The sequence below is a fragment of the Staphylococcus sp. EG-SA-18 genome (genome assembly GCF_017151825.1).
GTDB lineage: Bacteria > Bacillota > Bacilli > Staphylococcales > Staphylococcaceae > Staphylococcus > Staphylococcus aureus.
Genome location: NZ_JACYVY010000055.1, coordinates 46,303 through 70,227, shown reverse-complemented (window position 1 = coordinate 70,227; position 23,925 = coordinate 46,303). Strand labels below are relative to the sequence as shown.

The 23,925-nt window shown below is 31.4% G+C and carries 21 protein-coding genes and 1 pseudogene; 13 read left to right on the top strand and 9 right to left on the bottom strand.

The window, feature by feature from the left end:
• The first annotated feature begins 22 nt into the window (after positions 1 to 22).
• Complete coding sequence (locus IDG66_RS11575) at positions 23 to 424, top strand: GNAT family N-acetyltransferase (RefSeq protein ID WP_000241612.1); 402 nt, start codon at positions 23 to 25, stop codon at positions 422 to 424.
• A gap of 275 nt (positions 425 to 699) precedes the next feature.
• Here IDG66_RS11575 and IDG66_RS11570 read toward each other — a convergent pair whose 3' ends face one another.
• Entirely contained in the window at positions 700 to 1,947 is a 1,248-nt protein-coding gene (locus IDG66_RS11570; protein ID WP_000737848.1) for an MFS transporter, read from the bottom strand.
• A gap of 242 nt (positions 1,948 to 2,189) precedes the next feature.
• The gene (locus IDG66_RS11565; protein WP_000573235.1) at positions 2,190 to 3,194 is read right to left on the bottom strand and encodes an oxidoreductase; all 1,005 of its coding nucleotides are present in this window, start codon (positions 3,192 to 3,194) and stop codon (positions 2,190 to 2,192) included.
• 190 nt (positions 3,195 to 3,384) lie between these two features.
• Between IDG66_RS11565 and IDG66_RS11560 the strand changes: the two genes are divergently transcribed.
• Entirely contained in the window at positions 3,385 to 3,900 is a 516-nt protein-coding gene (locus IDG66_RS11560; protein WP_000907332.1) for a GNAT family N-acetyltransferase, read from the top strand.
• 313 nt (positions 3,901 to 4,213) lie between these two features.
• The gene (locus tag IDG66_RS11555) at positions 4,214 to 4,828 is read left to right on the top strand and encodes a hypothetical protein (RefSeq protein WP_000826997.1); all 615 of its coding nucleotides are present in this window, start codon (positions 4,214 to 4,216) and stop codon (positions 4,826 to 4,828) included.
• A 153-nt stretch (positions 4,829 to 4,981) separates the two neighbouring features.
• Here the strand turns inward: IDG66_RS11555 and IDG66_RS11550 are convergent, their stop codons facing one another.
• On the bottom strand, positions 4,982 to 6,655 hold the full coding sequence (locus tag IDG66_RS11550; RefSeq protein WP_001837382.1) for a CDP-glycerol glycerophosphotransferase family protein: 1,674 nt from the start codon (positions 6,653 to 6,655) through the stop codon (positions 4,982 to 4,984).
• Between the two features lie 316 nt (positions 6,656 to 6,971).
• On the opposite strand from IDG66_RS11550, the gene IDG66_RS11545 reads away from it, so the two are divergent.
• Both IDG66_RS11545 and mqo read left to right on the top strand, forming a co-directional pair.
• Positions 6,972 to 8,570, top strand: a complete 1,599-nt coding sequence (locus tag IDG66_RS11545) for an L-lactate permease (protein ID WP_000960854.1) — start codon at positions 6,972 to 6,974, stop codon at positions 8,568 to 8,570.
• Positions 8,571 to 8,950: 380 nt separating this feature from the next.
• Positions 8,951 to 10,429: a malate dehydrogenase (quinone) gene (mqo, locus tag IDG66_RS11540; protein WP_000211366.1), complete on the top strand. Its 1,479-nt coding sequence runs from the start codon at positions 8,951 to 8,953 to the stop codon at positions 10,427 to 10,429.
• Positions 10,430 to 10,494: 65 nt separating this feature from the next.
• On the opposite strand, the gene IDG66_RS11535 is transcribed toward mqo, so the two are convergent.
• The 4 genes from IDG66_RS11535 to hssR all read right to left on the bottom strand — a co-directional run bounded on the left by IDG66_RS11535 (position 10,495) and on the right by hssR (position 13,593).
• The gene (locus IDG66_RS11535) at positions 10,495 to 10,950 is read right to left on the bottom strand and encodes a DUF3021 domain-containing protein (protein WP_000793170.1); all 456 of its coding nucleotides are present in this window, start codon (positions 10,948 to 10,950) and stop codon (positions 10,495 to 10,497) included.
• On the bottom strand, positions 10,947 to 11,390 hold the full coding sequence (locus tag IDG66_RS11530) for a LytTR family DNA-binding domain-containing protein (protein WP_000977022.1): 444 nt from the start codon (positions 11,388 to 11,390) through the stop codon (positions 10,947 to 10,949). Before IDG66_RS11530 ends, IDG66_RS11535 begins: the two co-directional genes overlap by 4 nt.
• Positions 11,391 to 11,552: 162 nt before the next feature.
• Positions 11,553 to 12,926: a heme sensor histidine kinase HssS gene (gene hssS / locus IDG66_RS11525; RefSeq protein WP_000477339.1), complete on the bottom strand. Its 1,374-nt coding sequence runs from the start codon at positions 12,924 to 12,926 to the stop codon at positions 11,553 to 11,555.
• Positions 12,919 to 13,593: a DNA-binding heme response regulator HssR gene (hssR, locus tag IDG66_RS11520; RefSeq protein WP_000249497.1), complete on the bottom strand. Its 675-nt coding sequence runs from the start codon at positions 13,591 to 13,593 to the stop codon at positions 12,919 to 12,921. The genes hssS and hssR overlap by 8 nt, the downstream gene beginning before the upstream one ends.
• A gap of 135 nt (positions 13,594 to 13,728) precedes the next feature.
• On the opposite strand from hssR, the gene IDG66_RS11515 reads away from it, so the two are divergent.
• A complete protein-coding gene (locus tag IDG66_RS11515) occupies positions 13,729 to 14,784 on the top strand; it encodes an ABC transporter permease (protein WP_000761395.1) in 1,056 nt (351 codons plus the stop codon).
• Complete coding sequence (locus IDG66_RS11510; RefSeq protein WP_001229911.1) at positions 14,784 to 15,449, top strand: ABC transporter ATP-binding protein; 666 nt, start codon at positions 14,784 to 14,786, stop codon at positions 15,447 to 15,449. The genes IDG66_RS11515 and IDG66_RS11510 overlap by 1 nt, the downstream gene beginning before the upstream one ends.
• A gap of 230 nt (positions 15,450 to 15,679) precedes the next feature.
• On the opposite strand, the gene IDG66_RS11505 is transcribed toward IDG66_RS11510, so the two are convergent.
• A complete protein-coding gene (locus tag IDG66_RS11505; protein WP_001549718.1) occupies positions 15,680 to 16,648 on the bottom strand; it encodes a YdcF family protein in 969 nt (322 codons plus the stop codon).
• Positions 16,649 to 16,842: 194 nt separating this feature from the next.
• Here IDG66_RS11505 and IDG66_RS11500 point away from each other — a divergent pair, with 194 nt between their 5' ends.
• The 4 genes and pseudogenes from IDG66_RS11500 (at position 16,843) to IDG66_RS11485 (ending at position 20,396) form a co-directional block, all read left to right on the top strand.
• Positions 16,843 to 17,298, top strand: a complete 456-nt coding sequence (locus IDG66_RS11500; protein ID WP_000238542.1) for a MarR family winged helix-turn-helix transcriptional regulator — start codon at positions 16,843 to 16,845, stop codon at positions 17,296 to 17,298.
• Between the two features lie 239 nt (positions 17,299 to 17,537).
• Positions 17,538 to 18,920, top strand: a complete 1,383-nt coding sequence (gene tcaA, locus IDG66_RS11495; protein WP_206172199.1) for a glycopeptide resistance protein TcaA — start codon at positions 17,538 to 17,540, stop codon at positions 18,918 to 18,920.
• Between the two features lie 30 nt (positions 18,921 to 18,950).
• Complete coding sequence (locus tag IDG66_RS11490) at positions 18,951 to 19,079, top strand: hypothetical protein (RefSeq protein ID WP_001790052.1); 129 nt, start codon at positions 18,951 to 18,953, stop codon at positions 19,077 to 19,079.
• Between the two features lie 109 nt (positions 19,080 to 19,188).
• Positions 19,189 to 20,396, top strand: a pseudogene (locus IDG66_RS11485) (multidrug effflux MFS transporter).
• Between the two features lie 229 nt (positions 20,397 to 20,625).
• On the opposite strand, the gene IDG66_RS11480 reads toward IDG66_RS11485, so the two are convergent.
• A complete protein-coding gene (locus IDG66_RS11480) occupies positions 20,626 to 21,177 on the bottom strand; it encodes a TetR/AcrR family transcriptional regulator (RefSeq protein ID WP_000828570.1) in 552 nt (183 codons plus the stop codon).
• A 120-nt stretch (positions 21,178 to 21,297) separates the two neighbouring features.
• On the opposite strand from IDG66_RS11480, the gene IDG66_RS11475 reads away from it, so the two are divergent.
• Both IDG66_RS11475 and IDG66_RS11470 read left to right on the top strand, forming a co-directional pair.
• Positions 21,298 to 21,945, top strand: a complete 648-nt coding sequence (locus IDG66_RS11475; RefSeq protein ID WP_000738250.1) for an HlyD family secretion protein — start codon at positions 21,298 to 21,300, stop codon at positions 21,943 to 21,945.
• A gap of 12 nt (positions 21,946 to 21,957) precedes the next feature.
• On the top strand, positions 21,958 to 23,889 hold the full coding sequence (locus tag IDG66_RS11470; protein WP_000213883.1) for a DHA2 family efflux MFS transporter permease subunit: 1,932 nt from the start codon (positions 21,958 to 21,960) through the stop codon (positions 23,887 to 23,889).
• Positions 23,890 to 23,925: the final 36 nt, after the last annotated feature.

The following is a 23,925-nucleotide window of genomic DNA, read 5'->3' as shown; positions in this document are numbered from 1 at the left end:
GTGATGAAAAGTGGGGTAAATAATGGTTAAAGTGACATATGATATTCCGACTTGCGAGGATTATTGCGCATTAAGGATTAACGCAGGTATGAGTCCAAAGACGCGCGAAGCAGCTGAAAAAGGATTACCTAATGCCTTATTTACAGTAACCTTGTATGATAAAGATTGGTTAATTGGTATGGGTAGAGTAATTGGCGATGGCGGAACTGCTTTTCAAATTGTTGATATTGCTGTTTCGAAAAGTTATCAAGGTCAAGGTTACGGCAGTCAAATTATGGAACATATTATGAAGTATATTAAAAATGTATCTGTCGAAAGTGCATACGTTAGTCTGATCGCAGACTACCCGGCGGATAAATTATATACAAAATTTGGATTTATACCTACGGAACCAGATTCAGGTGGAATGTATATTAAGTTTTAAAAATAAAAAGACATCTCGCAAAACGGGATGTCTTTTTGATGGGAAAATATTTCCCGATTTAGATAGATATACCAATGATTAGACGAAGAAAAGCATTTAATTAACTAGTTTTATCTAATAAATCATTAGTGATTTTTTGTTTAAAATTTTTGTATTCAGTAAACAATTCTTCTTGAGTTTTGACATTTTGTGAGTCAGTTTCATAGATCAATTCTAATACTAAATCTATTTTGAAAACCTATTTAAGTATATTGAACTAATAAAAATGTATAATTTTAATGATTGTTTCCAATTTTCTGAATTCCGAATATATGATAATGCTCTATTTTTTCAATTTTAGGCAATGATCTGTAAGGTGTAGATATAAAGAAAATGATACTTGCAATAATAAATAATGCTCCACCAATTACAAGAGTATAATCAATACCAAGATTTTTTATTAGGATTCCGCCAATAAAACTACCCATCGGTAATGAAATTGCTGAAATACTTGTTATGATTGTAGTTAATCTAGCAAGCAAATGTTCTGGAATAACCTTTTGTTGAATAGAAGCTAAGGATATATTGGTAATACTAATTGTCATAAAAGCTACTGGAAACAAAATTATAAAAAAATTTCGCGGAATATAGTTAACTAAAATTAATATTAAACCTGAAATAGTATTTAAGAGTATTAATAATTTTCCATATCCCAAGTTGATTTTTTTTATATAAGGTGTGATTAATGAACCTACAATTAAACCTATTGAAAATAGTGCCATTAATAAACCGTAATAATAGGCTCCACCTAAATGGTCAGCCTTTAAAGGTATCCATGTATAAAGAAGTCCTAGTCCAAAATTTATAACACCACTTACCAATGCAACAACTAGTAGGAGTGAATTTTTAATTCCTAGCACACCTTCTTTTAAATTTTGTAAATAAGAAGGATTATTTCTTGCAGGGTTAGTTATATTAGGAATATTTACATTCAGCATAAATAAACAAGCTATTAGAAATATTAGTGAATTAATAGAATATAGTGGAAAAAAAGCTATTGCTGCAACAATAATACCACTTATTGAATTCATAATAACATCTGTTCCTTGATATGCGACACTCATAGCAGAATTTGCATCTAATAATTGATCTTTTTTTACTAATAAAGGTATAGCTTTAGACTGAGCTGGGTATCCTATTTGAGTGCAAAACATTGCAATTGCCACTAAAATGATCAAGCCGTATACATTTAAGTATCCAATTAGGTTTAAAGAAGCAATTAGTGATAGTAATAGACATTGTAATAAAGGGGTTAAAAATAGAGTCTTCTTTAATGGTAAGGCATCTACTAAAGGACCAAATAAAAATGAAATACACATAGGAATCATTAATAAAGTATTAGTTAAACCAACTAGTAAAGGGTTTTGCGTCCATTGTAAAACTATCCAAGTTGTAGAAACATAATAGAGACTATCACCAGCATTTATCAAAATTCTACTCATAAGTAAATTAGAAAACGAACGATTTTTATATAACTTTTTCAAAATATCACACCTATTCATTGAAAGTTATTTACATTAATTATAATAATAAAATTTATTAAATCAAGGTATTATTGCTATTTAACAAACAATTTACTCTACTGTCTGTTGTCTTTGTGTACCGTTTAGTTGAATTTTAATTATTTAATTCTTTTATTGATTAATTTGTGTAATGTTGATTAAGTAGATAATCTAAAAGAAAATAAAAAGACATCTCGCATAACGGGATGTCTTTTTCATGAATACTATTTATCTACACCGAAATCGATAACAATGCGCCCTTTATTTTCATGTTTAATTACTTTGTTAAGTTGTTCTGGAAGTTCATCAAATGTAATAACTTGCTTGATCTCATGTAAATTTTCAGGCATTAAATCTTTTGCGAGACGACGCCAAACGCGCTGTCTTAATTTCATAGCAGTAAATACCGAGTCAATTCCTAAAATGTTTACACCTCTTAAAATGTGAGGGAATACAGAATTAGTATAAGTATTACCGGCAGTCATACCAATAACTGCAATTGACCCACTATGATTTAAACGCTTTGTAACATAATTAATACCTTCGCCACCAACAGGGTCTACACAAGCTTGCCAAGTTGATGATGCGAGTGGCTTTTTATGATCATCTTCAACAGGAAGTCGATCGATAACTTCTTTGGCACCAAGTTCAAGTAATTGATCGCTAACATCTTGTTTACCTGTACTTGCGATAACTTTATAACCAAGTTCATTAAGCATGAGTACTGCTAAAGTACCGACACCACCTGAAGCACCGCGAACGAGTACAGGACCATCTTCAATATTCATTCCAACTTTTTCAAGTCTTTCAATTGCTAAACCGGCAGTATAACCAGCTGTGCCATATATCATTGATTCTTCTAATGTTAAAGTATCAGGAAGCTTGATAATCCATTCTGATTTTACACGCGCATATTCACTAAAACCGCCATAATGGCTAACACCTAGGTCATAACTCGTTACAATTACTTGTTCTCCTTTTTCAAAGCCTGGTGCTTCGGATTCAACAATTGTTCCAGCTAAATCTATTCCTGGAATCATAGGATACGATTTTACGACTGCATTATGATCTTGAGTCGCTAAAGCATCTTTATAATTTATACCAGAGTAATGTACTTTAATCAGCACATCTCCTTTAGGAAAATCAGTAGGCGATAATTGTTTGAAAGTTGGTGTCACTTTACCGCTCTCATCTTTATCAATTACAAATGCTTTAAATGTTTCTATCACAACGATACATCCTCTCTTTTTCTCTTTTGAAAATACGGCCATTTTACTGGAATAAATGTATCATTTATTGATGTTACACACAATCAATACAATCTGTAATTGATTTGTGTTAATGTATTTTTAAATAGTTTTGGCTGAAAAATAACATAAGTAATATTTTGATTCGATCACTGTTTATTGGAGGATTTATATGGCTGGGATAATCAAAGAAATTTCAAAACAAAATGCTAGTGAATTAGTTGAATTAGCAACTAGAACATTTTATGACACGTTTGGTTCTTACTATGATGACAAAGATTTTGATCAATTTTTTAAAGACAATTATACTGTAGAAAAATTTACACAAGAGATTAACCATGTAGATTCATTTCATTATTTTTATCAAGAAGATGGTGCGAATGTTGGTTATATAAAGATGAATATTAATAGTGCTCAAACTGAAGAAATGGGGGAGACCTATTTAGAAGTGCAGCGCATATATTTTTTGAAAGACTTTCAAGGTGGCGGAAGAGGTTCACAATTGATAGAATTGGCCGAAAAAATTGCACAAGAACATAATAAACATAAAATTTGGCTAGGAGTTTGGGAACATAATCCTCGTGCTCAAGCATTTTATAAACGTCATGGATTTAAAGTGGTTGGTGAACATCATTTTCAAACAGGTGATGTAACGGATACAGATTTAATTATGGAAAAAGAGTTATAATGATTGTTTTTGCAGCAGATAAAATGAAATCATAGTAATAAATATTGTGTATACCTTGAAATGCTAAATGCGTAATGAATTGTTAAAGTAAAATAATTAAATTTATAGAAAACATAAAATTCACAAAAATTAAATAATAATGAACAAAAATTAGGGTATAATAAAAAGAACCTTAGATTGTAGTTATGGATATTGTGATAATTCAGATCATATTAATGTTGACGTCTTTGGTAACAAGCCATGAAAAGATACACATGGTAGATATGTATTTCAAGATTATTCAATGAATATCGAATTATAGGAGGAGATATGTATGAAAAGATTAGTTACAGGGTTACTAGCATTATCATTATTTTTAGCTGCATGTGGTCAAGATAGTGACCAACAAAAAGACGGTAATAAAGAAAAAGATGATAAAGCGAAAACTGAACAACAAGATAAAAAAACAAATGATTCATCTAAAGATAAGAAAGATAATAAAGATGATAGTAAAGACGTAAACAAAGATAATAAAGATAATAGTGCAAACGATAACCAGCAACAATCTAATTCAAATGCAACAAACAATGACCAAAACCAAACAAATAATAACCAAGCGAATAATAATCAAAAATCAAGTTACGTTGCACCATATTATGGACAAAATGCCGCGCCGGTTGCACGTCAAATTTATCCGTTTAATGGAAATAAAACTCAAGCTTTACAGCAATTGCCAAATTTCCAAACAGCTTTAAATGCGGCTAATAATGAAGCAAATAAATTTGGTAGTAATAATAAAGTGTATAATGATTATTCTATTGAAGAACATAATGGCAACTATAAGTATGTGTTTAGTTTTAAAGACCCAAATGCAAATGGAAAATATTCAATTGTAACGGTTGATTATACTGGACAAGCAATGGTTACTGATCCAAACTACCAACAATAATGTTAATATAACTATGATGCAAGTTAAAAAAATAAAACGGTAAACTCTATAATATGAATTAGGGTTTACCGTTTTTTGCGTATTTTAAAGTATCAAAGTTTACGTTTTATAGTACTTTTAAACCTCATTCACAGCCACTGAGAAATTTAAACACTATTGATTAGATGTCATCTTAGACAATATAAGTTGTGAAATAGATTCTAATGGTTGTTCTTTATGTTGTATTTGTGGATATTTAATCACTGGTATTGCCTGGGAAATTAAATTATTAATTAATAATTGTCGGTCTGTATACCAAATTTTTGATAGATGACGCCAAATATCTTCGTTAACACCTTGAGACTCAATGTATTGACTGTGATTTGGAGTGTATAATGCTACTGTTTTGTCTATAGCCATCGCATCAAATATTATATTTGAGTAATCAGTGATAACGACATCAGACATTAGAATTAAGTCTTGAGCACTAAGATACTTTGGTGCAACAAGCGCCTCTTCTGGTAAGATCGCTTCATCAACACCCTGAACCACAACATGATATGCTTTGAATAAAGCATCTGATAGTGGTAATTGTTGCGCACTCACTAATCCAATAGGTGCGTATAATAAAACTGGTTTTTGATCATTTATTTTAAACGATTTCTTATACTGTTGTTGAGTAGTACTTTCGTTACGCTTTTGTAGTAAATATTGGTGTTTAGGATTACCATAAGCCAATACATTTGCTTGGTGACTAGGAAAAGCCGTTTGATAAAAGTGGCTAATATCATCAGCAGAATGTATAACATAATCGAATTGCAACCAGCGATTATACCTTTTAGCACGATAAAAAGGTGTTTCTATATTTTTAATAGGCTCTTTACTATCTAAAAATAATTGCATTATTGGTGTGCCTTGATGTAATTGAATTAAAGTACCGTTTGGTTGTAACGTTTCAGGTATATCATTTTCAACTATAACTACGCGTGCGCTGTTAATCAATTCGTCAGCTCTTTCAGAATTAGGTGATATGAAATGTGGTCCGCGACGATCGTCAGTAACAAAATAACAGGCAGTCATTGGATTATGTTTAACGAAGTAAGTAAATAAATATTTTGAATTACCTATATATTGATGATGATCACCGATAAAAACGATGTGATCTTTTAAAACGTTTGGTTGCTTCGTATACAGGCCGAAGTTTTGTAATTGTTTGTTATCAGCACGTTGCTTTGCTATTTTATATAACCATTTAGGTAGCATAAACTTGGTAGAATACAACCAATTATCTGGCGAATTAAGTTGTTCTGAATCCTCGATAAAAAGGTTGCGAAAAGGTATAGGATGATGATCAATATAAGCCATTTTATTCAAATAAAACTGAGACATCATATCAAAATCTTCAATAGTTTTAATAGTTTCCCATATTGAAGCACTTGTTGCTATAGGGGCTTTAAAATCAAAAACGACATGACCATCGATTGATAAATCACCTTTCAGAAGTGTCAATAAAGCTAAATCGAAAATCGTTTCTACAGAGTAATAATGTATTAAATCAAGAGTCTGTTGAATCGCATATATCAGGTTAGGATAATAATTATTGTTTTGAGCCCAATCGGCAATGTTGATCGATGATTGACCGAAATAGTGACAATCATTTTTGTATTGTCCATCCACAGTATAATCAACCACGATAGACTTAGGATATAATTGAACCGCATCTAACATCGATTGATAAATCATTATCTCATTTGCATATGGAACGACATGTGTATAACCTTCAGACTGAGCTTTCATTAATTGAGATTCAAACTTTTGCATATTAGAAACATTTATCTGTTTAATCATTGCTATAACTTCCATTTCTCATCGTAGTATCTTCCTTATTTTAGCACGGTCTTATGTAAAATTCATGAATAGTATAAGTTACTTCATTACATTAAGTACAATTCATTTTGATGAACAGATTTAAAATGAAAAATAAAACAATTAAATAGGAAAGTGATATTGTTAATAGTCTGAAAAAATGGTATATTTTAATTGTGAAAAAAATCACATTAATCTCACTGTTCTGTAAAATGTTATCGATAACAAAATGCTATAGCCAGAGCATGATTTTAATGAAGCAATTACACTACTACTTTATGGAAAGAAGAGTCAGCCTATGTTAGTAAATACGTTTAACCCATTTGATAATTTATTATTATCGTCTTTAATTGCAGCAATACCGATTGTACTGTTTTTACTATGTTTAACTGTTTTTAAAATGAAAGGTATTTATGCAGCTATTACAACACTTGTTGTAACATTACTAATTGCAATACCATTTTTCAAATTGCCAGTTGGTATCGCTTCTGGTGCAGTAGTCGAAGGTTTCTTCCAAGGTATCATTCCGATTGGCTATATCGTTATGATGGCAGTATTGTTATACAAAATTACTGTTGAATCTGGACAATTTTTAACAATTCAAGATAGTATTACAAATATTTCACAAGACCAACGTATTCAAGTTTTACTTATTGGATTTGCATTCAACGCATTTTTAGAAGGTGCAGCAGGATTTGGTGTACCAATTGCAATTTGTGCACTTTTATTAACACAATTAGGATTTAATCCATTAAAAGCTGCGATGTTATGTTTAGTCGCAAATGCAGCGTCTGGTGCTTTTGGTGCGATTGGTATCCCTGTAGGTGTTGTAGAAACGTTGAAATTACCTGGAGATGTTTCAGTATTAGGTGTTTCTCAATCAGCAACTTTAACATTGGCAATCATAAATTTCATTATTCCATTCTTACTTATCTTTATTATTGATGGTTTTAGAGGTGTTAAAGAAACATTACCAGCAATTTTAGTAGTTTCAATCACATATACACTTACTCAAGGATTATTAACTGTATTCAGTGGACCTGAATTGGCAGATATTATTCCACCGTTATTAACAATGTTAGCATTAGCAGTATTTTCTAAAAAATTCCAACCAAAACACATTTATCGTGTTAATAAAGATGAAGAAATTGAACCTGCAAAAGCACATTCTGCAAAAGCAGTATTACATGCATGGAGTCCATTTATTGTATTAACAGTCATTGTAATGATTTGGAGTGCGCCATTCTTTAAAAACTTATTCTTACCAAATGGTGCTTTATCATCATTAGTATTTAAATTCAACTTACCTGGAACAATCAGCGAAGTTACGCATAAACCATTAGTATTGACTTTAAATATTATTGGACAAACAGGTACAGCTATTTTATTAACTATTATTATTACAATTTTAATGTCTAAAAAGGTTAACTTTAAAGATGCTGGTAGATTATTCGGCGTTACATTTAAAGAGTTGTGGTTACCAGTTCTTACAATTTGTTTCATCTTAGCAATTTCTAAAATCACAACTTATGGTGGTTTAAGTGCAGCAATGGGTCAAGGTATAGCTAAAGCAGGTAATGTCTTCCCAGTTCTATCACCAATCTTAGGTTGGATAGGTGTGTTTATGACAGGATCAGTTGTAAATAACAATTCATTATTTGCACCAATTCAAGCTTCTGTTGCACAACAAATTGGAACAAGTGGTTCACTTCTTGTATCTGCTAATACAGTTGGTGGTGTAGCGGCAAAATTGATTTCACCACAATCAATTGCAATTGCAACTGCAGCAGTAAAACAAGTTGGTAAGGAATCAGAATTATTAAAAATGACATTGAAATACAGTGTATGTTTACTAATATTCATCTGTATTTGGACTTTCATCTTGTCATTATTATAAAAAAACGTATTTCAAAATATAAATATACAGAGGGTGAGATGTTTTCTAACATCTCATCTTTTTTTAATGGATCATTAATGAAAGAAGTTTGACATTATAATAATGGTAGCGCTTTATGTTAAAATGAATAGTGAGTAATCAGCAATCAAATTAAATTGGTTGATAGCTGTTAAGGTTTGTGGTTTTGTCTTTGTGCTATCGCACATAAAGTATATAATTAAAGTAGTTTCGTTATTATAAAATATTAATATACATAGTAGATAGTAATAGAGCATCACCATGGGAACCTATTGAGACACTTATTGATTTAAAGTGGTATTAATATGTCGTATTTCTCGAACGTTCCATTATTCATTTTAAAAAGGGGGACTGTATTTGTTATGACAACACAACATAGCAAAACAGATGTCATCTTAATTGGTGGCGGTATTATGAGTGCAACATTAGGAACATTACTTAAAGAATTATCACCTGAGAAAAATATTAAAGTGTTTGAAAAATTAGCACAACCTGGCGAAGAGAGTTCAAATGTATGGAATAATGCCGGTACAGGGCATTCAGCACTTTGCGAGTTGAACTATACAAAAGAAGGTAAGGATGGCACAGTTGATTGTAGTAAAGCAATTAAGATAAATGAGCAGTACCAAATTTCAAAACAGTTTTGGGCATATTTAGTTAAAACAGGACAATTAGATAACCCAGATCGCTTTATTCAAGCGGTGCCACACATGAGTTTTGTCATTGGCGAAGATAATGTAGCTTTTATAAAAAGTCGTGTTGCAACGTTAAAGAAAAGTGTTTTATTCGAAAAAATGAAATTATCGCAAGATGAAGAAGAAATGAAATCTTGGGTACCGTTAATGATTGAAGGTCGTAAGTCTGATGAACCAATTGCTTTAACTTATGATGAAACTGGTACAGATGTTAACTTTGGTGCGTTAACTGCAAAGTTATTTGAAAATTTAGAGCAACGTGGTGTGGGAATTCAATATAAGCAGAATGTATTAGACATCAAGAAACAGAAATCTGGGGCATGGCTAGTTAAAGTTAAAGATTTAGAAACTAATGAAACGACAACATATGAATCTGATTTTGTATTTATTGGTGCTGGCGGTGCGAGTTTACCATTACTCCAAAAGACTGGGATTAAACAATCAAAACATATTGGTGGTTTCCCGGTAAGTGGATTATTCCTGCGCTGTACAAATCAAGAAGTGATTGATCGTCATCATGCTAAAGTGTACGGAAAAGCAGCAGTGGGTGCGCCACCAATGTCAGTGCCGCACTTAGATACACGTTTTGTAGACGGCAAGCGTTCATTGTTATTTGGTCCATTTGCAGGTTTCTCACCTAAATTTTTAAAAACAGGTTCACATATGGATTTAATTAAATCGGTTAAACCAAATAATATCGTGACGATGTTATCTGCAGGTATCAAAGAAATGAGTCTTACGAAGTATTTAGTGTCACAATTGATGTTATCTAATGATGAGCGTATGGATGATTTAAGAGTCTTTTTCCCAAATGCTAAAAATGAAGATTGGGAAGTGATTACAGCAGGGCAACGTGTCCAAGTAATCAAGGATACTGAGGATTCTAAAGGTAACTTACAATTTGGTACTGAAGTCATTACGTCAGATGATGGCACATTAGCTGCATTACTTGGTGCATCACCTGGTGCGTCAACAGCTGTAGATATTATGTTTGATGTTTTACAGCGATGCTATCGTGATGAATTCAAAGGATGGGAACCAAAGATTAAAGAAATGGTGCCGTCATTTGGTTATCGCTTAACAGATCATGAGGATTTATATCACAAAATTAATGAAGAAGTAACTAAGTATTTACAAGTTAAATAATAAATGAAACGGTAATGTCTTTTTTAATGTGATAGACATTACCGTTTTTTAGTTGTTAATGAAAATCATTTTAATTGTTTCAGTTGCTTGTTAATAGTGTTTACGTAGTTCTTATTTTTAAAGAATTGAATTATCCAAATTAATACATAAACCACAATGAAGATAATTGTGAATATGATTAGATAATGCACTGTTAGTGGAAACCAACCGGCAAGCATTGCTAAAGGCAAGAATCCGACATACGTTGTTATGAAATGCATTATAGTTGCTTTAGTAATGCTCCAATCTGTGTATTTAAAGATAAAATCTCCAAGGAAAAAGACGACGCCTATGAGTAACCATAAAATGATAGAAATCAACATTACGGTAGTTTCTGTGAAATGCGTATAATACAATATGCCAATAGTTGATTGTGGGTTCAGTGGATAATATTTGCCGTCTGCAAATAACATACTAAAGAACAGTGAAAGGGACAAACCAATGATTAAGCTAATAAATAATGAGTTTTTCAAATTTTTCATATTGATAAGCGCTCCTTTATAGATTTTAAATAACGTCTAGAAGAATAGGTGTAGTGTGCATCTTTAAGATACATACGTATAAGTCCATTTGGCTCTAATAATAATTTTTCAATGTAATACTTGTTGACGATTTCTGATTTGGAAATGCGAATGAAATGTTGTGGTAACTGTTTTTCTAGTTCATAAAGTCGTAATTTTAGTTTGAATTTTTGATTGCTTGTAATGGCTGTTACATTTTTATTAATAACTTGGAATGTTATAACATCTGATACATTAATGATATGGATTTCTTTGTCTATGTATCCGACTAATGTATGTGATTTGTCTAAATCATTGACTGCATTAATAATACTTTGAACGTGATCATTCATTTTAGGTGCATGTATATCAATATAAGATTCCGTCTCTTTTGCATTGATAAATAAATTGAGTTTCATCATAGGTTAATGCCTCCTTCAAAATTATTAAACCATAAATGACCATCGATATATTTAAATTTTGTTGAATGGTAGAAATTAAATGTTAAGTGGCTAGAAAGCGCTAATCAATATAAAAGATACCTCCTGAAATAAAAACAGAAATGTTTTTTCAGGAGGTAGAGATTAAAGTGAATTATTTGGCAGTGTAATAGTAAAGGTGGTTACATACTCGTTACTTTGTGTGAATTGGATTGTACCATGATGCAATTCAATGATGGATTTTGTAATTGCAAGACCTAAACCATTGCTATTATCATGTTTGCTCACTTTATAAAAACGTTCAAATAAACGTGCTTCAGCTTGTGGACTAATTGGTGAACCATCATTACTTATTGTAAAAATGATGTTGTTGTGACTATGTTGCAAAGCGATGTCAATGGCACCACCAACATCTGTATACTTAATAGCATTTATTAATAAATTACTCAATGCTTGATGTAACAAACGTTGATTTCCTAGGAAATTGATTGATTCTAGATCAGCTAAAATAATTAACGACTTTTCATCAGCAGCAAATTGTTCATGTCGAATGATATCTTTAATGAGTTGATCGACTTGAATCTTATCATCGAATAATAAATGTTGGTGATTATCTAATTCGGATAAGAGCAACAATTCAGTTGTTAATCCGCTCAGCTGCGTTGTAATGGTATAAATATCATTTATATATTGTTGTCTTAATGTATTATCAGAAGTTTGTTGTAACTCGCTTAATAAATGATGAATATGTGTTAATGGTGTTTTGATTTCATGAGATACATTTTGTACAAAATGCTGCCTCATTTGATCAACTTGTCCCAATGACTCTCTCATCTTATTAAAGTGATACTGTAATGTTCCAATTTCATCTTTGCGTGTTTGTTTGATAGGTGTTTCAAAATCACCATCAATTAAGCGTTCGGTCGCTAGCTTTAACTTTTTTACTGGACGAATGATTGAATAGGTTGATGCGATAACTAATGAAATCGAGATAAATAATAACAACATTAACAAGACGGCTAAGAATGTTCTAAACTCGCTAAATGTTTCTCCAATATCTGGACGCATGAATACTGCTATTGAACCGTCTTTTGTCTTAAAGTTAATACCAACAGTATTATCTGTTACATTGTCGAAAAATCCAGTTACGAATAATGCGAATGGTTTATCTTTAATACCATGGTAATCTTTATTATTTAATACGTTGTTAATAGCATTTTGTGATAAAGTATCTTCTCTAAATGGCTCCCCATAAAATGTCTTATGACCTTTTTGATCAACGGTCATTATTTGGTAATTCATTTGCCCTAAATGTTTGAAATATTGTTGAATGTGCGTTGGTTTAGCTGATTGTTCATATTGTCTTGCTTCTTTAAGTGTCTTCATGATTTTCGCGTCATTAGATGCTTTTAAATTATAATGATAGTAAACATTTGTTAATACAAAACTTATTAATGCACTAAATAAAATAACCGTAATGGAATAAATCGCAATTCTAGCATAGAGTGTTTTAAACATGATTCTCCACCTTATAGCCTTGTCCTCTTACTGTTTCAATTGTAAGTGTGGCATTTAATTTTTTTAATCTTTGGCGTAGTCGCTTAATATGAACGTCAACTGTTCGTTCATCTCCTTCATAATCATAGCCCCAAATTTTTTCTATTATCTGTTCACGTGTAAAGATTTGCTTAGGACGTGCTGCAAGCATAAATAATAATTGAAATTCCTTGTTCGGTAACGTCATCGTTTTATTAGATACTTGGAGTTCCAAATAGGATTGGTTTAGCGTTAAGTTGCCAATAGTCATTTCTGAATTTGAATTGATATTATATCGACGTAATACCGCACGAATTCTAAAAATAAGTTCCTTAACCTCAAAGGGTTTGGTTACATAATCGTCAGTACCGCTTATAAACGCACGCTCTTTGTCACTAAGTGCATCCCGCGCTGTTAACATAATAACTGGTATATCATAATCATTTTTTAATGTATTACATAATTGAAAGCCGTCCATACCATCCATCATAATATCTACCACTGCAATATCGACACGCTGTTTTTCTAAAAGTTTTAATGCAGCTTCACCACTTGGTTGTGTGTATGCATCAATGTGCTCTGTTTGTAAATGGCTAGCTATATAATTTAGGATTCGAGGATCGTCATCGACAACAAGACATTGCACCATAGCTATAAACTCCCTTATCTTTTTCATTTATTATACATGTAAAATATTTTTGCGTAAAAAAACAATTGTTCATATTGAGTTCATATTTCAACCTTATACTGACGCTAAAGAAGAAATAGGGAGAAGTGAATCGATATGAAATTAGCGATAAAAGAGATTATGTTTTACAAATTTCGTTATATTTTAATCACATTAATTATTCTTTTATTAAGTATTATGGTGTTATTTATTAGTGGTTTAGCTCAAGGGCTTGGTAGGGAGAATATTTCGTTATTTGAACACTTTGATAATGATGAATATGTTGTTCAAAAAATGAAAGAGCCGCAAATTGAGAAATCGCAACTTAGTGATACGCAACAGAATCAAATTAAAAAGGTAATTCATCAAGAACCATATAAAATGAATATTCAAACATTGAAATTATCTAATAAAGAACAAGATGTGATTACAATGAATGACGTTAAACAACAACGCATACAACTTAAAAAAGGTGATTATCCTAAAAATGCTCATGAGGTCGCTATTAATGATAAGTTAGCTGCAGACAACATTAGAGTCGGGGATAGATTACATTTTAAAAATAATTCAACTAGTTATAGAGTTTCTGGTATTTTAAACGACACAATGTATGCGCATAGTTCCATTGTGCTATTGAACGATAACGGATTTAATGCATTGAATAAGGTTAATACGGCATTTTATCCAGTGAAAAATTTAACACAACAACAACGTGATGAGCTTAATAAAATAAATGACGTTCAAGTGGTGAGTGAAAAAGATTTAACAGGTAATATTGCGAGTTATCAAGCAGAGCAAGCACCGTTAAATATGATGATTGTTAGTTTGTTTGCTATTACAGCAATCGTTCTAAGTGCATTTTTCTATGTTATGACGATTCAAAAAATATCACAAATTGGCATTTTGAAAGCAATTGGTATTAAGACAAGACATTTATTGAGTGCGTTAGTTTTACAAATTTTAACACTAACAATAATTGGGGTAGGTATTGCTGTGATCATCATAGTAGGACTATCATTTATGATGCCGGTAACGATGCCTTTTTACTTAACAACGCAAAATATTTTATTAATGGTGGGGATATTTATATTAGTAGCGATTTTAGGTGCCTCACTATCATTTATCAAATTATTTAAAGTGGATCCTATCGAAGCAATTGGAGGTGCAGAATAATGGCATTAGTCGTTGAAGATATCGTCAAAAATTTCGGAGAAGGTTTGTCTGAAACAAAAGTTTTAAAAGGTATTAATTTTGAAGTGGAACAAGGGGAATTTGTCATTTTAAATGGTGCCTCTGGTTCTGGGAAAACAACATTGCTAACGATATTAGGCGGATTGTTAAGTCAAACGAGTGGTACAGTGCTTTACAATGATGCGCCATTGTTTGATAAACAGCATCGTCCTAGTGATTTACGATTGGAAGATATTGGTTTTATTTTTCAATCTTCACATTTAGTTCCTTATTTAAAAGTGATAGAGCAATTGACACTCGTAGGTCAAGAAGCGGGAATGACCAAACAACAAAGTTCAACAAGAGCAATACAACTTTTGAAAAATATTGGTTTAGAAGATCGCTTGAATGTATATCCGCATCAGTTATCTGGCGGTGAAAAGCAACGTGTTGCGATTATGAGAGCATTTATGAATAATCCGAAAATCATTTTAGCAGATGAGCCCACAGCAAGTTTAGATGCCGATAGAGCAACAAAAGTTGTTGAGATGATACGTCAACAAATTAAAGAACAACAAATGATTGGTATTATGATTACACACGATCGAAGATTATTTGAATATGCAGATCGAGTGATTGAATTAGAAGATGGCAAAATAACTGATTAGTGGCTTGTAAAGACGCTAAATGTTAATGATTTAAGACATAGTAGTATAAAAGTTAGATAACAGAATACGATTTGGGTTTACAAAAAAGCACGTCACTATTATATAAAATGATGACGTGCTTTAGTTTATTTATTTTCAATATAACAATTGTCTAATCAAGGATTAACGAATATTTAAAGATAGTTTGACGCAATATTAGAAACAACCTATAATAATAGTTTGTTTGTGGATTAACTATTATAAATAAAAGCGGCGTAAAGACATATAAACCAACTACTTGAACAATATAACGTTAATAACAATCTATACTGATACATTACGCCTAGATAATCTTTAATGAGCACATGTAAGAAAAAGTGATATGGTGTATGACTTCCGACACCATCGATAGATAAACCTAATTTTTGGGCTAGTCGTAAGGCGCGTAATACATGAAACTGACTTGTTACACAAACAATTTTAACTGCTTCATGATACAAATTGTTGATGATTTGTTTAGAATATAAAAAGTTTGTGTATGTATTTATAGAGTGAGATTCCATTAGTATATCTGTTTTATCAACACCATGTGCAATCAAATAACGTTGCATAGCTAAAGCTTCAGAAATTGGTTCGTCTGGTCCTTGTCCGCCAGATACAATGATCTTTGTTGCTGATGCTTGTTGTTGATAGATATCAAGTGCACGGTCTAAACGCGCTGCAAGCATTGGTGTGACAAATTCGGTAAAAATACCAGCACCTAACACAATTATGATATCAACTTCTTTGTTGTATGATCTATGTCTATATGATACTGTCCAAACGAGATAACAAATAAAGGTTAGTAACAGGGAAAGACATAATATAGCTAACCACATAGACAAACCTTTCACAATAGGTGACTGAATCGTACTTATAAATAGAAGTGCTGATGTGTAGAGTACAAATTTATATGAAAAAGATAATAATTTTTTAATAAATAAGCGACTAGAAGTATGAGAAAATAAATATCTATGTTTGAATAGCATGATAATACTGATTATTATAAATGTTACAAACATAGACCAAGGGAAAGTATAGGTCATGATGCTATAGATGAGTGACAAAAATATCGATATGACAACTAAGATGTAGCATGTTAAATTTAACGTCAGAGTATAGTTGAAAATTAACGGACAAATAACGATAAGTATAAATATTAATAATAAATTCAATAACATACTGACACCTCGCTTATAATAAATATTAAATATAAATGTAGATGATTTAATTTATTAAAGCAAGGAGAACGCAGCAACATGTAAGTCTTAATTTGTTATATTATATATGGGTCAATATTTTTGTGTTTTTTAGATGTGCGATACAATGATTGCTGAGGATACTTTATAAAAATAGTAATTAGGGAGAAATAATTATGGTAAAACATTTACAAGACCATATTCAATTTTTAGAGCAGTTTATAAATAACGTTAACGCATTAACTGCAAAAATGTTGAAAGATTTACAAAATGAATATGAAATTTCATTAGAGCAGTCTAACGTATTAGGTATGTTAAATAAAGAACCTTTGACAATTAGTGAAATCACGCAAAGACAAGGTGTAAATAAGGCCGCAGTAAGCCGACGAATTAAAAAGTTAATCGATGCTAAATTAGTTAAGTTAGATAAACCAAATTTAAATATTGATCAACGTTTGAAATTCATAACCTTAACTGACAAAGGTAGAGCATATTTGAAAGAACGTAATGCGATTATGACAGATATTGCGCAAGATATTACTAATGATTTAAATTCTGAAGATATTGAAAATGTAAGGCAAGTATTAGAAGTCATCAATCATCGCATTAAAACATATAGCAATCATAAATAGGTTTTTGAAGGTGTTCAAATATAAGACTAAATATGTATGTATTGAACACCTTCTTTTTAGTTATAATTGAGAGAGTACTTTCATAAATAATGTAATAAGGTACAATTCTAAAGTAAAGTTAATCATTTCTTGAATTGTATTCTTGGGATAATATTTGTAAAATAATAATGGTAAAATAATGAAATAATTTTTGTGATATACATATAACAATTGAAGAGGAACAGAATTGAGGTGAAAGTATGAAATCTTGCCCGAAGTGCGGACAACAAGCACAAGATGATGTACAGATATGTACACAATGTGGACATAAATTTGATAGTCGTCAAGCATTATATAGAAAGTCAACCGATGAAGATATACAAACTAATAACATCAATATGAGAAAAATGGTGCCTTGGGCAATTGGTTTTTTCATTTTAATCTTAATTATTATATTGTTCTTTTTACTAAGAAACTTCAATTCACCTGAAGCGCAAACTAAAATATTAGTGAATGCGATTGAGAATAATGATAAACAAAAAGTAGCAACATTATTAAGTACTAAAGATAATAAAGTAGATTCTGAAGAAGCGAAAGTATACATTAACTATATCAAAGATGAAGTTGGGCTTAAGCAATTTGTCAGCGACCTTAAAAATACGGTACATAAATTGAATAAGAGTAAGACCAGCGTAGCTTCTTATATTCAAACCAGATCTGGTCAAAATATATTACGTGTAAGTAAAAATGGCACGCGTTATATCTTTTTCGATAATATGAGCTTTACTGCACCTACCAAGCAACCAATTGTTAAACCGAAAGAAAAAACAAAATATGAGTTTAAATCTGGTGGTAAGAAAAAGACGGTTATAGCTGAAGCAAATAAAGTGACGCCAATAGGTAATTTTATACCGGGGACATATAGAATTCCAGCTATGAAATCAACTGAGAACGGTGATTTTGCAGGCTATTTAAAATTTGATTTTAGACAAAGTAATTCTGAAACGGTAGATGTTACTGAAGATTTTGAAGAAGCAAATATAACTGTAACTTTAAAAGGCGATACAAAATTAAATGATAGTTCTAAAAAAGTAACTATAAATGACCGTGAAATGGCATTTTCAAGTTCCAAAACGTATGGTCCATATCCACAAAATAAAGATATTACCATTTCAGCTTCAGGTAAAGCGAAAGATAAAACATTTACAACACAGACGAAGACGATTAAAGCTAGCGATTTAAAATACAATACAGAAATAACTTTGAATTTTGACAGTGAAGATATCGAAGACTATGTTGAAAAGAAAGAAAAAGAAGAAAACAGCTTGAAGAACAAATTGATAGAATTCTTTGCTGGATATTCTTTAGCGAATAATGCTGCGTTTAATCAGTCGGATTTTGATTTTGTATCATCATATATAAAAAAAGGATCATCTTTTTATGATGATGTAAAGAAGCGTGTATCTAAAGGAAGTTTAATGATGATTAGTTCACCACAAATTATAGATGCTGAAAAACATGGTGATAAGATTACCGCAACCGTAAGATTAATAAATGAAAACGGTAAGCAAGTAGATAAAGAATATGAGCTTGAACAAGGCTCGCAAGACCGCTTGCAATTAATCAAGACATCAGAAAAATAGAGTATAAAACTTAAATAAGATGCATGTGTCATGGAATACAAACAACATCCTTTCAAAGTATTTACAATTAGTGTGAATTACTTTGAAGGGATTGTTTTTTGTGGAAAAATTTATGAAGTGCTGAGGTTTATATCATTTTATACCTTTTATAAGTTGTAATGATGTTCATGAAACTTGTGACTAATGCTAATATATAAAAGAGCATATTTAAATTTAGTTTCTGTTCGTGATAGTTATAAACTAATCATTATATAAAGGAGATAGTCATATGAATGATTTAACGCATTTTAACAAGCGTTCACCGATATTTATTATTATTTTAGGATCTTTGACTGCCATTGGAGCATTATCGATAGATATGTTTTTGCCTGGATTACCAGATATTAGACATGATTTTCAAACAACGACGTCTAACGCACAATTAACATTATCGATGTTTATGATTGGTTTAGCGTTTGGTAATTTGTTTGCTGGTCCAATTTCAGATTCAACTGGGCGCAGAAAGCCGCTTATTATAGCTATGATTATTTTTACATTAGCAAGTTTAGGTATTGTTTTTGTACATAATATTTGGCTGATGGTTGCATTAAGATTTCTTCAAGGAGTGACAGGTGGCGCAGCAGCAGTTATTTCAAGAGCTATAGCAAGTGATATGTATAGTGGTAATGAACTAACTAAGTTTATGGCATTATTGATGCTTGTTAATGGTATTGCACCAGTTGTTGCGCCAACAATAGGGGGCATAATTTTAAATTATTCTGTCTGGCGTATGGTCTTTGTCATTCTGACTATCTTTGGCTTCGTCATGGTCATAGGTTCTTTATTAAAAGTACCTGAATCATTAACAGTGACAAATCGTGAGTCAAGTAGTGGATTAAAGACAATGTTTAAAAACTTCAAAATATTATTGAAGACGCCACGTTTTGTATTACCAATGCTCATTCAAGGTATGACATTTGTAATATTATTTACTTATATTTCTGCGTCTCCGTTTATTATTCAAAAAATTTATGGCATGACTGCAATACAATTTAGTTGGATGTTTGCAGGAATTGGTATTACGCTCATTATATCAAGTCAACTTACTGGGTACCTTGTTGATTTTATAGACTCACAAAAATTGATGAGAGGCATGACGATGATTCAGATTATCGGTGTAATTTTAGTGACGATTGTATTGCTTAATCATTGGAACTTTTGGATTTTAGCGATAGGATTTATCATTTTAATAGCACCAGTGACAGGTGTTGCGACACTTGGTTTTACAATAGCTATGGATGAAAGTAGTAGTGGTAGAGGGAGTTCATCAAGTTTATTAGGTTTAGTGCAGTTTTTATTTGGTGTGTTGCATCGCCATTAGTGGGGGTAAAAGGTGAAGATAATCCTATACCTTACATAATTATTATTATAGCTACAGCAGTTATATTAATTATTTTACAGATTTATAATATGAAGGTATTTAAAACAAATCGATGATAAACATAGTTTCTTCTATTATATTGAATTGAAAAATTAAAAAACAAAACTTGAGCTATTCATAGACCTATGAATTTAGCATCAAAAATAAAAATGCCGAGATTATTATGTGGAAATCTCGGCATTTTTATATTGATAGCACCGTAACATATGTACTATTATCTATCCATTTGGTTTAACTTTATCTAGTTGTTTTATAGCATTTCTTTATTAGAATGAAACCGTATTATTAGTTTTGAAGTTTAATCGTATTAGCCAATAAAATGTCAGCAACTTCTTCAGGTGATTCATTACAACCATTCGAAAGCCAATTAATAAACACCCCAGCTTGACCGCCTATGATATATGTAACATAAAGCTGTTTATTGGTTACTGTAGTACTATAGTCATTCATAATTTGTTGATAGTAATCTCTCGCTAAATTTATATAGTCTATGAATAATGTTTTCATTGGATAGGTAACTAAAATGTCTTTGAAAAATTGCTCATTGTGCTTGATATACTTAGCAATAATAATGAAGAATTTATAAAGTTTAAGCTTATCCTGTTTAATATTTTCGAAATTATGATGTAGCGCGCTTAGAAGAAATTGGAATTTTTCTTTATGCTTTGAGTTGATGGTATCCAATAAATCAAATTTATCTTTGTAATAATCATAAAAAGTAGAACGATTAATATTACAATACGCGCAAATCATTTTAGTGGATATTTCTTGAAAAGGATATTCAGCCATCAAATCAACAAGTGCGTTTTGAATTTCTATTTTGGCTTGTCGTTTCATATTGTTACACCTTTGTGAATTTTAACCAACACTCTTATAAAAATTGTTGGTGTTTTTTTAGTTATCATGTCTCTATAATAAATAAAGTGAATTTTAAAAGCAAATAGGAGGAAATGTTTCATGAAAAAGATGATATTAATTAATGTCATTACGGTTGTTGTACTGTTAGCAATTGGGATTGCTGGCTTTTATTTCTGGAATAAAACAACAAGCTATGTAACAACTGATAATGCAAAAGTAAATGGCGATCAAATTAAAATAGCAAGTCCTGCATCTGGACAAATTAAATCACTTAATGTTAAACAAGGTGACAAACTCGATAAAGGTGACAAAGTAGCAACTGTTACTGTACAAGGTCAAGATGGCGAAACGAAAGATATGGATCTTAAAATGCCTCAAAAAGGTACAATTGCCAAATTAGATGGTATGGAAGGTTCAATGGTGCAAGCTGGTAACCCAATCGCTTATGCATACAATTTAGATGATTTATATGTAACAGCAAATATTGACGAAAAAGATATTAAAGATGTTGAAGTAGGTAAAGATGTTGATGTGACTATTGACGGTCAAAAAGCTTCTATTAAAGGTAAAGTTGATAGTATTGGAAAAGCAACTGCTGCAAGCTTTTCATTAATGCCATCATCAAATAGTGATGGTAACTACACTAAAGTTTCTCAAGTAATACCTGTTAAAATCACTCTAGAATCAGAACCGTCTAAACAAGTTGTTCCTGGAATGAACGCTGAAGTAAAAATCCATAAAAATTAAGGGGGTCATTAAATGACTACGACCTTCATTATTAGCTACATTATTTTAGCGCTCATTATTGTTGGGGTTATCAATTTATTTTTAATAAGATCAAGAAAAAAAGGCAAACGCCAACAAAAGGAACAACAATTTACGACACGTCAATCAAATCAATCTAAATTTAAAGCTAGTGATTTAGACAAAACAACTGATCAATCGACACAACGTATGACGCATGAAGAGTTGCGTGTTGACAATCAAGATGATCATAGCCAAGTTAGTCTAAATGGTTACACAAAGGGGTCTGAGAAAGATCAAGAAGCATTCACTAATAATAATGGTGAGGAAGCAGTTGCTGCTAAAAATCCTGAATCAGAAGAATATAAAGTGAATGAAAAAATAAAAAAAGAACATAAAAACTTTATTTTTGGTGAAGGTGTTTCACGCGGTAAAATATTAGCGGCATTATTATTCGGTATGTTTATTGCGATTTTAAACCAAACATTATTAAATGTTGCTTTGCCAAAAATTAATACGGAATTTAATATTTCTGCGTCAACAGGGCAATGGTTGATGACGGGATTCATGTTAGTAAACGGTATTTTAATACCAATTACGGCGTATCTATTTAATAAATATTCATATCGAAAATTATTTTTAGTTGCGTTAGTACTCTTTACAATTGGTTCATTAATCTGTGCGATTTCAATGAATTTCCCAATCATGATGGTTGGACGTGTATTACAAGCCATTGGTGCAGGTGTACTAATGCCATTAGGTTCAATTGTTATTATTACAATTTATCCACCTGAAAAACGTGGTGCTGCCATGGGTACAATGGGTATCGCAATGATTTTAGCACCTGCAATTGGTCCAACATTATCAGGTTATATTGTACAAAATTACCATTGGAATGTGATGTTTTACGGTATGTTCATTATCGGGATTATCGCTATTTTAGTTGGTTTTGTATGGTTTAAGTTATATCAATATACAACAAACCCTAAAGCTGATATCCCAGGTATCATTTTTAGTACGATTGGTTTTGGTGCTTTGTTATACGGCTTTTCAGAAGCGGGGAACAAAGGCTGGGGTTCTGTTGAGATAGAAACAATGTTTGCGATTGGTATTATCTTTATTATTCTATTTGTAATAAGAGAATTAAGAATGAAGGCGCCAATGTTGAATTTAGAAGTATTGAAATTCCCAACATTTACATTAACAACAATTATTAATATGGTTGTAATGTTAAGTTTGTATGGTGGTATGATTTTATTACCAATTTACTTACAAAATTTACGTGGTTTCTCAGCATTAGATTCCGGATTGTTATTATTACCTGGTTCTCTAATTATGGGTCTACTAGGACCATTTGCTGGTAAGTTGTTAGACACGATTGGTTTAAAACCTTTAGCCATTTTTGGTATTGCTGTCATGACTTATGCAACATGGGAATTAACTAAATTAAATATGGATACACCATATATGACAATCATGGGTATCTATGTACTTCGTTCATTTGGTATGGCATTTATAATGATGCCAATGGTAACTGCAGCTATTAATGCGTTACCGGGACGACTTGCCTCTCATGGTAATGCTTTCTTAAATACGATGCGTCAATTAGCAGGCTCTATAGGTACAGCAATCTTAGTTACTGTAATGACAACACAAACTACACAACACTTATCAGCTTTTGGGGAAGAGTTAGATAAAACGAATCCTGTTGTACAAGATCATATGCGTGAATTAGCATCACAATATGGCGGACAAGAAGGCGCAATGAAAGTGTTACTACAATTTGTAAATAAACTAGCAACGGTTGAAGGTATTAATGATGCATTTATAGTTGCAACGATATTTAGCATCATCGCCTTAATTTTATGTTTATTTTTACAAAGTAATAAAAAAGCAAAAGCTACAGCTCAAAAGTTAGATGCAGATAATAGTATCAATCATGAATAAATAAAATAAATTAATTGAAGTGTGACTAATCAAAAA

What these genes read in the sequence shown, in the direction of transcription:
- IDG66_RS11555 (WP_000826997.1), top strand. Translation starts at nt 4,214, where the DNA reads ATGAAAAGATTAGTTACAGGGTTACTAGCATTATCATTATTTTTAGCT.
- hssS (WP_000477339.1), bottom strand. Translation starts at nt 12,926, where the DNA reads ATGTTTAAAACACTCTATGCTAGAATTGCGATTTATTCCATTACGGTT.
- IDG66_RS11475 (WP_000738250.1), top strand. Translation starts at nt 21,298, where the DNA reads ATGAAAAAGATGATATTAATTAATGTCATTACGGTTGTTGTACTGTTA.
- IDG66_RS11505 (WP_001549718.1), bottom strand. Translation starts at nt 16,648, where the DNA reads ATGTTATTGAATTTATTATTAATATTTATACTTATCGTTATTTGTCCG.
- IDG66_RS11490 (WP_001790052.1), top strand. Translation starts at nt 18,951, where the DNA reads ATGGAATACAAACAACATCCTTTCAAAGTATTTACAATTAGTGTGAAT.
- IDG66_RS11550 (WP_001837382.1), bottom strand. Translation starts at nt 6,655, where the DNA reads ATGATTAAACAGATAAATGTTTCTAATATGCAAAAGTTTGAATCTCAA.
- mqo (WP_000211366.1), top strand. Translation starts at nt 8,951, where the DNA reads ATGACAACACAACATAGCAAAACAGATGTCATCTTAATTGGTGGCGGT.
- hssR (WP_000249497.1), bottom strand. Translation starts at nt 13,593, where the DNA reads ATGGTGCAATGTCTTGTTGTCGATGACGATCCTCGAATCCTAAATTAT.
- IDG66_RS11545 (WP_000960854.1), top strand. Translation starts at nt 6,972, where the DNA reads ATGTTAGTAAATACGTTTAACCCATTTGATAATTTATTATTATCGTCT.
- IDG66_RS11480 (WP_000828570.1), bottom strand. Translation starts at nt 21,177, where the DNA reads ATGAAACGACAAGCCAAAATAGAAATTCAAAACGCACTTGTTGATTTG.
- IDG66_RS11575 (WP_000241612.1), top strand. Translation starts at nt 23, where the DNA reads ATGGTTAAAGTGACATATGATATTCCGACTTGCGAGGATTATTGCGCA.
- IDG66_RS11510 (WP_001229911.1), top strand. Translation starts at nt 14,784, where the DNA reads ATGGCATTAGTCGTTGAAGATATCGTCAAAAATTTCGGAGAAGGTTTG.
- IDG66_RS11530 (WP_000977022.1), bottom strand. Translation starts at nt 11,390, where the DNA reads ATGATGAAACTCAATTTATTTATCAATGCAAAAGAGACGGAATCTTAT.
- IDG66_RS11470 (WP_000213883.1), top strand. Translation starts at nt 21,958, where the DNA reads ATGACTACGACCTTCATTATTAGCTACATTATTTTAGCGCTCATTATT.
- tcaA (WP_206172199.1), top strand. Translation starts at nt 17,538, where the DNA reads ATGAAATCTTGCCCGAAGTGCGGACAACAAGCACAAGATGATGTACAG.
- IDG66_RS11515 (WP_000761395.1), top strand. Translation starts at nt 13,729, where the DNA reads ATGAAATTAGCGATAAAAGAGATTATGTTTTACAAATTTCGTTATATT.
- IDG66_RS11535 (WP_000793170.1), bottom strand. Translation starts at nt 10,950, where the DNA reads ATGAAAAATTTGAAAAACTCATTATTTATTAGCTTAATCATTGGTTTG.
- IDG66_RS11500 (WP_000238542.1), top strand. Translation starts at nt 16,843, where the DNA reads ATGGTAAAACATTTACAAGACCATATTCAATTTTTAGAGCAGTTTATA.
- IDG66_RS11560 (WP_000907332.1), top strand. Translation starts at nt 3,385, where the DNA reads ATGGCTGGGATAATCAAAGAAATTTCAAAACAAAATGCTAGTGAATTA.